At 41.8% G+C, this 12,231-nt stretch carries 12 protein-coding genes and 1 other annotated feature; all 12 genes read right to left on the minus strand.

The window, feature by feature from the left end; translation table 11 throughout:
• Positions 1 to 39: 39 nt before the first annotated feature.
• A protein-coding gene (locus tag L641_RS0117485) for an IS3 family transposase (RefSeq protein WP_223230517.1) occupies positions 40 to 1,259 on the minus strand; the annotation gives its coding sequence in 2 pieces (ribosomal slippage) (positions 40 to 971 and positions 971 to 1,259; 1,221 coding nt in all).
• Positions 865 to 981, minus strand: a sequence feature (AL1L pseudoknot). It overlaps the preceding gene by 117 nt.
• 12 nt (positions 1,260 to 1,271) lie before the next feature.
• Positions 1,272 to 1,640 (minus strand): hypothetical protein, encoded by a 369-nt coding sequence (locus tag L641_RS0117495; RefSeq protein ID WP_024602637.1) that lies wholly within the window; start codon positions 1,638 to 1,640, stop codon positions 1,272 to 1,274.
• A 4-nt stretch (positions 1,641 to 1,644) separates the two neighbouring features.
• Positions 1,645 to 3,186, minus strand: coding sequence for a PAS domain-containing methyl-accepting chemotaxis protein (locus L641_RS0117500; protein WP_024602638.1), 1,542 nt, complete (start codon positions 3,184 to 3,186; stop codon positions 1,645 to 1,647).
• 473 nt (positions 3,187 to 3,659) lie between these two features.
• Entirely contained in the window at positions 3,660 to 5,087 is a 1,428-nt protein-coding gene (locus L641_RS0117505; RefSeq protein ID WP_024602639.1) for an NAD-dependent succinate-semialdehyde dehydrogenase, read from the minus strand.
• A gap of 795 nt (positions 5,088 to 5,882) precedes the next feature.
• Positions 5,883 to 6,221 (minus strand): ISC system 2Fe-2S type ferredoxin, encoded by a 339-nt coding sequence (fdx, locus tag L641_RS0117510; protein ID WP_008113929.1) that lies wholly within the window; start codon positions 6,219 to 6,221, stop codon positions 5,883 to 5,885.
• A gap of 11 nt (positions 6,222 to 6,232) precedes the next feature.
• Complete coding sequence (hscA, locus tag L641_RS0117515) at positions 6,233 to 8,095, minus strand: Fe-S protein assembly chaperone HscA (RefSeq protein ID WP_024602640.1); 1,863 nt, start codon at positions 8,093 to 8,095, stop codon at positions 6,233 to 6,235.
• Between the two features lie 41 nt (positions 8,096 to 8,136).
• The gene (gene hscB, locus L641_RS0117520) at positions 8,137 to 8,664 is read right to left on the minus strand and encodes a co-chaperone HscB (RefSeq protein WP_024602641.1); all 528 of its coding nucleotides are present in this window, start codon (positions 8,662 to 8,664) and stop codon (positions 8,137 to 8,139) included.
• A gap of 86 nt (positions 8,665 to 8,750) precedes the next feature.
• The gene (iscA, locus tag L641_RS0117525) at positions 8,751 to 9,074 is read right to left on the minus strand and encodes an iron-sulfur cluster assembly protein IscA (protein ID WP_008113924.1); all 324 of its coding nucleotides are present in this window, start codon (positions 9,072 to 9,074) and stop codon (positions 8,751 to 8,753) included.
• Between the two features lie 9 nt (positions 9,075 to 9,083).
• On the minus strand, positions 9,084 to 9,467 hold the full coding sequence (gene iscU / locus L641_RS0117530; protein WP_008113923.1) for a Fe-S cluster assembly scaffold IscU: 384 nt from the start codon (positions 9,465 to 9,467) through the stop codon (positions 9,084 to 9,086).
• Positions 9,468 to 9,507: 40 nt separating this feature from the next.
• Positions 9,508 to 10,725, minus strand: a complete 1,218-nt coding sequence (locus L641_RS0117535; protein WP_024602642.1) for an IscS subfamily cysteine desulfurase — start codon at positions 10,723 to 10,725, stop codon at positions 9,508 to 9,510.
• A gap of 24 nt (positions 10,726 to 10,749) precedes the next feature.
• Entirely contained in the window at positions 10,750 to 11,241 is a 492-nt protein-coding gene (iscR, locus tag L641_RS0117540) for a Fe-S cluster assembly transcriptional regulator IscR (RefSeq protein WP_008113921.1), read from the minus strand.
• Between the two features lie 202 nt (positions 11,242 to 11,443).
• Positions 11,444 to 12,169 (minus strand): tRNA (cytosine(32)/uridine(32)-2'-O)-methyltransferase TrmJ, encoded by a 726-nt coding sequence (gene trmJ, locus L641_RS0117545; RefSeq protein ID WP_010390589.1) that lies wholly within the window; start codon positions 12,167 to 12,169, stop codon positions 11,444 to 11,446.
• Positions 12,170 to 12,231 lie beyond the last annotated feature (62 nt).

A 12,231-nucleotide genomic window follows, 5' to 3' on the forward strand; every position in this document is an offset into this window, starting at 1 on the left:
TGAATCGCCCCGAGTTCATCGGAGACCAGTTTGTTTAAGTCAGGCCACTTTACCTGACTCGTTTAAATTATCATAGTAGTCTGTTTCATATTGAGCTGGTGAAATATACCCAATTGAAGATAATAAGCGTTGATTATTAAACCAATTGACCCACTCTAACGTTGCGTATTCAACAGCATCAACATTCTTCCACGGGCCATTTCTGCGAATAATCTCTGTTTTAAATAATCCATTTATTGTTTCAGCCAATGCATTGTCATAAGAGTCACCCACACTGCCTACAGACGCTTGAATTCCAGCTTCAGCAAGTCGCTCAGTGTATCGTATAGACAAATATTGGCTGCCTCTGTCGCTGTGGTGAATTAACCCTTCGGGGTTGCCACGATGCCAAATAGCTTGCTCTAACGCATCAAGAATAAGCTCTGTGTGCATTGTCGTTGATACACGCCAACCTACAATGTATCGTGAAAAAACATCTATCACGAAAGCGACATAAACAAACCCACTCCATGTGGCAACATAGGTGATGTCAGCTACCCAAAGTTGATTTGGCTGCTCAGCAGTAAATTGACGATTAACTAAATCAAGTGGCTTATCTTGTTGCTCGTCAGGTATCGTTGTCTTATGTGCTTTACCCCGACGAACACCTTGAATTCCCATAACTCGCATCAATCGTTCGACTGTACAGCGGGCGACTTGATGGTCGTCAAGCTGTAGCTGCTTCCATATTTTTCTTGCACCATAAACTGACATATTATCCTCCCACACTTCGCGAATGAGTATTATCAGCTCAGCATCACGCTTTTTGCGGTTAGACAGTCGCTCAGGCTCTCTTTGTATCTGTTTATGAGAATAATACGTTGATGGTGCAATCGGCAATTCCTTGCAAATTGACTCGACACCGTAATGCTCTCTGCAAGCATCAATAAAATCCACTATTACTTCTGTTTGCGGTCGAGCTCCGCTTGGGCGAAAAAAGCGGCAGCTTGCCTCAGGATATCATTCGTTCGCTTGAGCTCTTTATTCTCGCGCTCTAAGACGGCAAGGCGTTCTTCAGTTGATTGCGTATTAGAAGAGGGTTTAGACGGTTGAGCTTGAGATTTCTTGACCCATGCTCTAAGTGTTTCTGGGGTACATCCCAGTTTATCTGAAATCGATACTAGCGCAGCCCAAAGAGAAGGGTATTCATGCTGTTGTGTGGTAACAAGCCTAATTGCACGTTCACGAAATTCTGATGTATAGCGATTTGATTTTTTCATAGTTCCAGTTTCTCAAGTTATTGAGTCTCTGGCAAACACGGGGCGATTCACGCCAATGTAAGCTTGCGCATTTATAGTTTTTAGTAGCTTATTTTCAGGGTAGTGTTGTTGTAATTCATCCGTTATAAAACACGCACTTTTTGAAGGTAGTTGTTCACAAGGCGAGCCTTCTAGCGAATAAGAAAAGTTATCAACGACCTCTGCGTTATGTAAAACCAATTGCGTAGTGGCTAATTTATCTTCATTTACAGAGGCAATAAATAAGTAATCGGCTTTAATTTCGTGCTGCAGTACTCTCAATTGTGCACTTAAATTTGCACATTGAGAATACGATACATCATAGGCTGTACCTATATCTAACTGTTTGCTATCCTTGCTCACTTTACTAACCTACTTTGAAAGAAAGACCTAATGACGCTAATGCTTTAGAGTGCTTTTCAATCGCATCAGACTCTGCTCCTACACAATGCGCTTGGGCTAAGTTTTCTGAAGACGCACTACTAATATTGGAAATATTGCGGCTAATTTCTTGCGATACCATGCTTTGCTCTTCCGCAGCGGTTGATATTTGCGTTGCTAAATCGGAAATATCTGTAATTGCTGCATAGACTTTTGAGACGATATCTTGGCTATTACGGGTTTCTTTAACACATGTTTCAGCAGCGTGTTTACCCGCTTCCATTGTTTTTGACCAGTTGAGTAGCGTAGATTGCATTTCAGATATTGAGACTTGAATTTGCTCTGTGGCGGTATGCGTTCTGCTTGAGAGTGCACGTACCTCATCAGCAACAACCGAGAAGCCTCTACCATGTTCACCAGCACGCGCGGCCTCAATAGCGGCATTGAGTGCAAGTAAATTTGTTTGATCGGCAATCCCTTGTATCTCTTGCATTATTCCACCAATTTTTTCAGCCTCTGTTGCTAACTCGCTCGCAGAGCTTGCTGAGTTATCAACTTCAGTTGCAAGTAACGACACCTCTCGCATTGTCCCTGACATGGCTTGCGTTGCTGACTCACAATCTTGGTGAGCTTGTTGCACTCGTTGATTAGTAACTAAGGTATTTTTAGCCACCTCGTCAATTGAATGCACCATTTCTTCGACCGCAGACGATACCTGATGTAATTCAGACGCTTCTTTTTCAACGCCAGCCTGCGCAGCCTCAGCACAAACTTTAAGCGAATCAGCTCCTTTGCTAAGGCTTAAAGTACCATCAATAATACGCCCAACAATGGTCGTTACTTTACCCTCAAGTAATTTAATCTGAAAATCACTATAGCTGAGGCTATCGCTACCAGAATAAATATGCCGAGATACGCTATCTGGACCTGCTTTGGTTTTTTTGATTGTGCTTTGCGAGCGAATTAACTCTTCATAAAAAATAACAAAAGGCAGAGGAACAAACAGCAAACATAACCAAAACATGTAACTTGTTAACCAAGCAATTAAAGCGGCACAGCCAATAAATAGAGGCAATTTAAATGCAGCTAATTTTTCACTTAAAGGCGTAATTGATTGACCGTTGTTTAAACGTTGGTAAAGCTTTTCTGCGCGGTGTTTATATTCTGGAAGGAGTTGTTGACGAACTGATTGATAACCTACTTTTTTACCGTTTTCGTAAATAGGGGTAACAAATGCATCAACCCAGTAATAACGCCCATCTTTACATCTATTTTTTACAGCTCCTCGCCATCCGGTATCGCTTTTTAAATTAGACCACATATCACCAAATGCCGCAGGTGGCATGTCTGGGTGACGAACCATATTATGGTTTTTCCCTTTTAACTCATTGATGGTATACCCTGAAACTTTACAAAAGCTATCATTTGCATAGGTGATAACCCCTCGTAAATCTGTTGTAGAAACTAATTCTTCGTCAATGCCAAACGAAACTTCCTGGTCTACCGTTGCTTGATTTCTTCTACTCATAGTGGGTGCTTCATTATTTTTTAATGGGTGAATTTGCGGGATATTAATTTATAAATGTATAAAACACAATTATACATTATTACCATATTCTAACAGTTCAAAAGAGCCTGAAACTTCATATTACACCTCAGCTTAGTAAAAATATACATTTAAAAACATGAGGTTATAAAAACTCACAAAAACAAACAAGAATAGTTATTACTTTATTTTAAGCTTATATACAAAGTTTAAACACCAATCACTGCTTATAGAGTAATTTTAGACCAAAGCGATAAGGTTCGCCAAAAAAGGGGCTAAAAAAAATGCCACCAAATGGTGGCATTTACACACGGGGGTATTTCTACTTATAGAAATTTTTTTACTATTTTGTTACGAAAAATATATATTAAAAAGGTAACATTTAGCCCATTATCTAGCAACATTTAACCGGGTTTTATCTTACAACTATTAACTCATCGGAACAGTCTTAACCATCACACCTTAATACATACGTATTTTTCTTCTAAGTACTCATCTAAACCCTGATGCCCGCCTTCACGACCAAGACCTGATTGCTTTACACCACCAAACGGCGCAACTGGGTTTGATATAACGCCCTCATTTACACCTACCATGCCAAACTCTAGCCCTTCGCTAATACGATAGATTTGTTTAATGTTTTGGCTATAAAAGTACGCAGCTAACCCATAAGGGACGTCATTAGCAAGCGCAAGTACTTCGCTTTCTTCATCAAATGGGATCACCGTTAATACAGGACCAAACACTTCTTCGTGATAAATATCCATTTGTGTAGTGACATTGGTGACTATTAATGGGTTTTGAAAACTGCCACCTAAATTGCTGTTATCTCCAATTAGCGTAGCGCCTTTATCAAGAGCGTCTTTAATCAGTTGTTGCACTTTCTCTTTTGCTTTGGGGTAAATAAGCGGCCCTATGTCGGCATTTTCATCAAAACCGTTCGCAACTTTGAGCGCAGCGACTTTGGGTGTAATTTTTTCAAGCACGTCATTTAATATATTACGCTGAATAAAAATACGATTTGCTGCAACACAAGCTTGTCCTGAGTTTCTAAATTTGGCCGCCATTAATCCATCAATCGCATCGTCAATATCAGCATTATCAAATATTATAAACGGGGCATTTCCCCCCAATTCCATTGAAGTACGCTTTATTGTAGATGCACATTGAGAGAGTAACTGCTTACCTACACCTGTAGAGCCAGTAAAAGTAAACTTACGTACCACCTCTGAGTCTGTCAGCATTTTGCCAACCTTTTTGGCATCTTGTGACACAAGCACATTAAATGCACCTTTAACAAAGCCAGCCTGATCAGCTAAATAAGCTAAAGCGATAGCACATAATGGTGTGTGCTCAGAAGGCTTGAGTATAAAACTACAGCCCGCGGCATAAGCCGGCGCGACTTTTCGAGTCACCATAGCAACAGGAAAGTTCCAAGGCGTAATACCTGCTACCACGCCAATAGGTTGCTTGAAGCTAGTTAAACGATGACTGTTATCGGTGGCAGGGATCACATCACCGTAGCTGCGTTTAGCTTCCTCTGCAAACCATTTAATAAAACCGGCGCCATAATCTATTTCACCTAGCGATTCTTTAAGCGGTTTTCCCTGCTCTTTAGTCATAAGTGTAGCTAGCGTTTTTTTGTGCTTTATTACTAGATCATACCAACGCATCAGGGTTTCGCTTCGCTCGGTCGCATTGGTGGCTTTTAATTTTACAAAAGCGCCTTGTGCTGCTGTTATGGCATTTTTTACGCCTTGCTCGTCAATATCACTTACATCAACAATACTTTGTTCGGTGGCCGGATCATCAACGCTAAAGCGTGAGTTGGTTTGATAAAATTCACCGTTAATAAACGAGTCTGAAAAAATAAGATCACTCAAAATATACCTCCAAAATGGGTTTTGGGTTTTGGGCTTCGGGTTTTGGGCTTCGGGCTTCGATAAATTAAAAAAGCCTTGTGGTTAACGCTACAAGACTTATTCATTTTAATTTACCCGCCGCCCGTAACCCTTTACCTTCAACCTTTGTATTTATTCACTTCCTCTGCGCACTCTGTAATCTCTGTGGTAAATAAAATTACTAACAAACGCGGGATAAAACCGCTTTAAAAAGCATATGCACAAAGAGAAGTGAATGAGAAGAAAATGAGAAAACACTAACCATTAGCCTGAGTAATTAATTGTTTTGTCACTTCCTCAAAAAGCGCAGCGTCTCTTAACCTCTTTGTGCATAATTTTATTACCTTTAACCACATTTGCGCGGCGTAAAGCCGCGCCTACAGGCTATTTTAATTTACCCGCGTCTCGCAGCCCGCCGCTCGTAACCTTTTGCCTTTCGCCTTTAACTTTAAAAAGACGCGGGATAAACCCGCTGCTACTTCTGCTCGGCGTAAAGCCCCGCCTACAAAATATTTACACCACAGAGAATACAAAGGCGCTTCGCGCTACACCGAGGGGTTAAGGTAAATAACACTAAACCTTTGCCTTTGCTCACTTTCTCTGTGCTCTCTGTGGTGAATAAATCACTAAAAAATCAAATAATGAGCCGCTGCAAGGCTAACTTGAGAAAGCTCTACGTCTACAAAAGATTTGTCTGCGCGGCATAAATCTTCGCCTAAAACAAAAAAGCCGCTGTATCAAACAGCGGCTTTTAATATGATAGTCATTAATTAAAAACTAGTGTTCTTCATTAACGATATTGAGATTGTACTTAGGTATTTCAACCACTAAGTCTTCATCTCTAATAATTGCTTGGCAACCTAAGCGCGATTCAGGCTCTAAACCCCATGCTTTATCTAGCATATCATCTTCTAGATCATCACTTTCATCTAATGAGTCAAAACCTTCACGGATCACTAAATGACACGTTGTACATGCACATGATTTTTCACAGGCATGAGGAATGCTAATGCCATTTTTAAGCGCGATATCAAGTACCGTTTCGCCAGCGGGCGCTTCTATTGCTGCACCGTCAGGACACAACTCCGGATGGGGAAGAAAAACAATTTGTGGCATTCTAATCTCTCTTATATATTGTCTACTGACTGACCCGTTAAGGCTTTTTTAATTGACGCGTCCATTCTGCGCGCGGCAAAATCACTGCTCGCATTATCCATTTTTTCAATGGCCGCTTTAATTTCGCTTGGCTCTTGCGCACTCTCGCGTACTTTCGCAAGTTCGCTTATTTCCACTTTTAGTGTCGCTAATTGCTCAGGCTCAAGTAAATCGCCATCAGCAGCTAATGAGGCTTCCATCGCTTCTATTACACGAAGCGCTTCAACTTGTTGCTCTTTGAGCATACGCGCTTGCATATCGCCTTTAGCGTTACTCATCGACTCTTTAAGCATATTAGCAACTTGGTCGTCAGACAAACCAAACGACGGTTTTACTTGTATTTCTGCTTGGACACCCGTTGATTTTTCCATGGCTGATACGCTTAGTAAACCATCAGCGTCTACTTTAAAGGTAACGCGAATATGCGCCGCCCCCGCCGCCATAGGAGGAATACCTTTTAAGCTGAACTTTGCCAGCGATCGACAATCGTCAACCAGTTCACGTTCACCTTGTAATACATGCAACGACATAGCCGTTTGACCATCTTTAAACGTAGTAAATTCTTGCGCACGTGCAACCGGAATCGTGGTATTGCGTGGAATGATTTTTTCAACCAAGCCACCCATTGTTTCAAGGCCTAACGACAACGGTAACACATCAAGTAATAACATGTCGGAATCTGGCTTGTTACCAATTAATACGTCAGCTTGTAATGCTGCACCCAGTGCAACAACGCGATCAGGGTCAATTGAAGTTAGTGGCTGTTTATCAAAAAATTCACCGACTTGAGTACGCACTAATGGCATACGGGTTGAACCGCCAACCATCACGACTTGTAATACTTCTTGGTTTTCAATACCGGCATCTTTTACTGCACGACGACATGAACGAAGCGTTTTTTTAACCAGTGGCATAGCAAGCTCATTAAATTTTTCTCGCGTTACTTCAACCATGTATTTTTCATCGTCAAACTCAAGGCCAACATTCACTTTTTCGTATTGGCTGAGTGCTTCTTTACAGGCTTTGGCTTTATTAATGAATAAGCGTAATACCGAAGGAGATAAGCCTGTCACGCCGGTTTCTTGTTTTAGGTAATCAACTAATAATGAGTCAAAGTCGTCGCCGCCTAGGCTAGAATCGCCACCGGTGGCCAGCACTTCAAACACGCCTTTATTAAGACGCAGAATAGAGATATCAAAAGTACCGCCCCCTAAATCATAAACGGCGATAATACCTTCTTGCCCTGAATCTAAACCGTAAGCAACGGCAGCGGCAGTAGGCTCGTTTAGTAAGCGCAGTACATTAATACCGGCAAGCTCAGCCGCATCTTTGGTGCTTTGACGCTGTGCATCATCAAAATAAGCTGGTACCGTAATCACTGCCCCTAAAATATCTTGATTACCAAAGCTTTGCTCAGCGCGTACTTTTAAAGCATTTAAAATATGACTTGAGGCTTTAACTGGGCTGATTTTTCCCGCAGCCGTTTCGATAGCCAATGCACCATCATCATCGCAAAACTGATAAGGCAGTTGACCATAGCTTTGTTCTATTTCGGTTTGCGTTTTACCTAAAAAACGCTTCACTGAAATAAGCGTATTAACCGGGTCGAGTGTAGCCGCTTGCATTGCATCATTACCCACGGTAATGCCGCCAGCTTGATAACGAACTACAGAGGGTAACATCGCTTCGCCTGACTCATCAGTAATAGTGCGTGCTTCGCCGCTTTGTACGGTTGCCACTAATGAATTTGTAGTGCCTAAATCAATTCCAATGGCTAATTTGTGTTCATGTGGTGCCGCGCTCTGCCCCGGCTCAGCAATTTGCAATAATGCCATAATGCTCTTTAAACTCGTGTTGCTCGCTTTGCAGCAAGTAATTAATCGTCAAATAAACTGTCTTCAATGCGTTCAAGTTCGTCTTGTAACTTATATACAAATTTTAATTTGCGAATGTTGTCAGCGGCGTGTTGATATTGTTGCTCATCGTTGCTTGCAAGTTGCTCAGCCAATTCGTTGCTATACTGGGCTTTTAATTGCTTTATTTGCGACTCAAAATTAGCAATAGCGATCTCTGGATCACTTGCAGAGGGAAGTTCTTCAAGCTCTTCGCGCAGTTCCATTTGTTGCATCAAGAACATGGGATCTTGCAGTGTTTGCTGCTCAGAGCGAATATCAACGCCCAGCTCACTCAACATATATTCAGCACGTTTAACCGGATGCTTAAGTGTTTGTAATGCGTCGTTAATTTCAGCGGTACTTTGTACGGCCATTAATTTATCACGACTGCTGGCATTAGCATGGCGATCAGGGTGTACAGCACGTTGAAGTTCTAAGTAGTGCTTGTTGATCATTGCTAAGTCAATATTGTAATCAACCGGTATTGCAAATAACTCAAAATAACGCATAACTTCTCACAAATGACAAAGCCCTACATTAACTGGCAGGGCTTATTTATACCCAAGTAGCTTAGGTATTCAAAACAAGTTTGAGCTTAAACGGTAAAGCTTTCGCCACAGCCACACTCATCGGCTTGGTTAGGGTTATTAAATTTAAACCCTTCATTTAAACCTTCTTTAGTGTAGTCGAGCTCGGTGCCGTCGATATAAACTAAGCTTTTAGCGTCAACAATTAAGGTAACGCCTTTGGCCGCAAATGTTTCATCGTCATCGTTTAGCTCATCAACAAACTCTAGAACATAAGCAAGACCTGAACAGCCCGTCGTTTTAATGCCAACTCGCAGGCCAATGCCTTTACCACGGTTTGCTAAAAATGATTGTACGCGGTTTGCTGCCGCATCTGTCAATGTCACTGCCATGAATATCTCTTAGTTTGTATGTTTGCTTTTGTAATCTGCAATTGCTGCTTGAATTGCATCTTCGGCTAAAATTGAGCAGTGAATTTTCACTGGTGGTAATTCTAGCTCTGCGCTGATATCGGTATTTTTAATAGTCGCAGCTTCGTCTAATGTTTTGCCTTTAACCCACTCTGTTACCAGCGAAGATGAAGCAATTGCGCTACCACAGCCGTACGTTTTGAATTTTGCATCTTCAATAACGCCTTCCGCCGATACTTTAATTTGCAATTTCATTACGTCACCACATGCTGGTGCGCCTACCATACCCGTTGCCACTGACGGATCGTTCTTATCTAGAGCACCTACGTTACGTGGGTTTTCTACGTGGTCGATTACTTTATCACTGTAAGCCATAATTCTATCCTCACTACCTGCTAGGTATGGGCTCCACTAATTAGTGGTGCGCCCATTCAACTGAATCTAAATCAACACCTTCTTGGTGCATTTCCCAAAGAGGAGACATTTCACGTAAACGGCCAATCGAGTTTTTCATTAACTCAACGGTGTAATCAATCTCTTCTTCGGTAGTAAAACGGCCAATACTAAAACGAATCGAGCTGTGCGCTAGCTCGTCGTTGCGACCTAATGCACGTAATACGTAAGAAGGCTCTAAACTTGCAGATGTACAGGCTGAACCTGACGATACCGCAATATCTTTAACAGCCATTAATAACGACTCACCTTCAACAAAGTTAAAGCTAATGTTGACAATACCAGGTACTGATTGGTCTTGCGTGCCGTTAAAGTACACTTCGTCCATATCTGTTAAAATGCCGTCGATTAGGCGTTTACGCAACGCACTGATGTGTGCGTGATCTTTTTCAAAATCTTGTTTTGCAATTCTAAATGCTGCGCCCATACCCACTAATTGATGGGTTGCTAATGTACCAGAACGCATACCACGCTCATGGCCGCCACCATGCATTTGTGCTTCTAAACGTGCACGTGGTTTACGACGAACATACAAAGCACCTACGCCTTTAGGGCCGTATACTTTGTGCGCCGAGAATGACATAAAATCTACTTTGGTTTGTTGCACATCGATTAAAACTTTACCCGCGCTTTGTGCTGCATCTACGTGGAACATAATTTTACGTTCGCGACACATTTCACCAATTGTAGCGATATCTTGGATTACACCTAGCTCGTTATTTACATGCATGATGCTTACAAGCACGGTGTCGTCACGCATGGTGTCTGCTAATTTTTGCAGATCAAGTAGGCCGTTTTCTTCAACGTCCATGTAGGTTACTTCAAACCCTTGACGCTCAAGTTCACGACATGTGTCGATAACCGCTTTGTGTTCAGTTTTAGCGGTAATAACATGCTTACCTTTTTTCTTGTAAAACTGAGCTGCACCTTTAATAGCAAGGTTATTTGATTCTGTTGCACCCGATGTGAATACAATTTCACGTGGGTCTGCATTAATTAAATCAGCAATGTCAGTACGTGCTTGGTCAACGACTTCTTCAGCTTGCCAACCAAAACGGTGTGAACGCGATGCTGGATTACCAAAATTACCGTCCATAGTCAGGCACTGCATCATTTCTTTGGCAACTCGTTCGTCAACAGGCGTAGTTGCTGCGTAATCTAAATAAATCGGTAACTTCATTTCTCTCTCCGCTGCAGGTCAACCTTAAAGTTGACAGCTTACTTGAATATTTTCCAACTGCTTAATTGCATCATTAACGCTGTTTTCTTGGCGAAGAGCGACCGCTTTAACGTCCGACTTTTCAACCAGTTCAGCTAAGGTAATATTATTTAAAAATTCTTCAATTCGTGCGCTTAAATCTGACCACAATGTATGGGTTAAACAACGCATACCACTTTGACAACCAGTATTGCTTCGCTGACACCGTGTAGCGTCAACAGATTCATCTACCGCATTGATAACATCGCCAACTGAAATTACATCGGCCTCACGTCCTAGTAAATAGCCCCCACCAGGACCTCGAACAGAACTCACTAGCCCATTTTTACGTAAACGGGCAAATAATTGCTCAAGATAAGACAAAGAAATTTCTTGGCGCTGCGAAATATCTGCAAGCGCTACAGGGCCTATATTTGCATGTAGTGCAACATCCAGCATGGCTGTAACGGCGTATCTGCCTTTTGATGTTAACTTCATAACGCCCCCCGCACAAAAGAGTGCAAATTTTAATTACCAGAGTAGATTAGTCAAGTATTATCCTGATTGGCTAGCCTCGAATGCCAGCCGATAAACTTGCAATACCCGACTGTTTTGGTCAAGTATTGGGTCTATTGTAATTACCTGAGTAATTTAGTCAAGTATTAGTAGAGCAATAAAGGGCGCTATTTATAACTAATTGCTATTTTATAGACTTATTAATTGAGGTAAGAATACCTCGTAATATGTTCATTTCAGCATCTTCAGGGCGAGCACGATTAAACAAGCGACGTAGCTTAGTCATTACCATGCCTGGGTGCTGCTTAATGATGAAGCCTGTTTTAAACAAGGTGTCTTCAAGATGTTCGTAAAACAGCTCTGTTTGTTTAGACGATGGATATAGGGTGTCGTCTTCTTCTTGTTCCGCTTTAGGCTGTTGATTTAAAAACGCCATACGCGTTTCATAGCATAAGGTTTGTACTGCCATGGCTAAATTTAGCGAGCTGTATTCTGGGTTAGCAGGAATACACACATGGTAATTACACAGTTGTAATTCTTCATTAGTTAACCCACTGTTTTCACGACCAAATACAAGCGCTACAGGGCCATTTACGGCTTCGCCAACAAGCTTTTCACCACATTCACGCGGCTCTACCATAGGCCACGACAACGTACGCGAACGGGCGCTGGTACCAATAGTTAATGCACAATCAGCAATCGCATCGGCAACCGTATCAACAATAACCGCATTACCAAGTACATCAGTAGCACCTGCAGCCAGTGCGCTGGCATGACTGTCTATTTCACAGGCTGGATCTACAAGGTATAACTTTGATAATCCCATGGTTTTCATGGCGCGTGCCGCAGAACCAATATTGCCAGAATGTGAGGTATTAACTAAAACGATGCGAATATCATCTAAGATCATTACAGTGCTACTTATCAAGTACAAAAAAATTGCGCAAATTCTAGCATGAAAACGCGCTGAGA

It is taken from the genome of Pseudoalteromonas sp. TB41 (assembly GCF_000497975.1).
GTDB classification, from domain to species: Bacteria; Pseudomonadota; Gammaproteobacteria; order Enterobacterales; family Alteromonadaceae; genus Pseudoalteromonas; species Pseudoalteromonas tetraodonis.

What these genes read in the sequence shown, in the direction of transcription:
- L641_RS0117500 (WP_024602638.1), bottom strand. Translation starts at nt 3,186, where the DNA reads ATGAGTAGAAGAAATCAAGCAACGGTAGACCAGGAAGTTTCGTTTGGC.
- fdx (WP_008113929.1), bottom strand. Translation starts at nt 6,221, where the DNA reads ATGCCACAAATTGTTTTTCTTCCCCATCCGGAGTTGTGTCCTGACGGT.
- hscA (WP_024602640.1), bottom strand. Translation starts at nt 8,095, where the DNA reads ATGGCATTATTGCAAATTGCTGAGCCGGGGCAGAGCGCGGCACCACAT.
- hscB (WP_024602641.1), bottom strand. Translation starts at nt 8,664, where the DNA reads ATGCGTTATTTTGAGTTATTTGCAATACCGGTTGATTACAATATTGAC.
- iscA (WP_008113924.1), bottom strand. Translation starts at nt 9,074, where the DNA reads ATGGCAGTGACATTGACAGATGCGGCAGCAAACCGCGTACAATCATTT.
- iscU (WP_008113923.1), bottom strand. Translation starts at nt 9,467, where the DNA reads ATGGCTTACAGTGATAAAGTAATCGACCACGTAGAAAACCCACGTAAC.
- L641_RS0117535 (WP_024602642.1), bottom strand. Translation starts at nt 10,725, where the DNA reads ATGAAGTTACCGATTTATTTAGATTACGCAGCAACTACGCCTGTTGAC.
- iscR (WP_008113921.1), bottom strand. Translation starts at nt 11,241, where the DNA reads ATGAAGTTAACATCAAAAGGCAGATACGCCGTTACAGCCATGCTGGAT.
- trmJ (WP_010390589.1), bottom strand. Translation starts at nt 12,169, where the DNA reads ATGATCTTAGATGATATTCGCATCGTTTTAGTTAATACCTCACATTCT.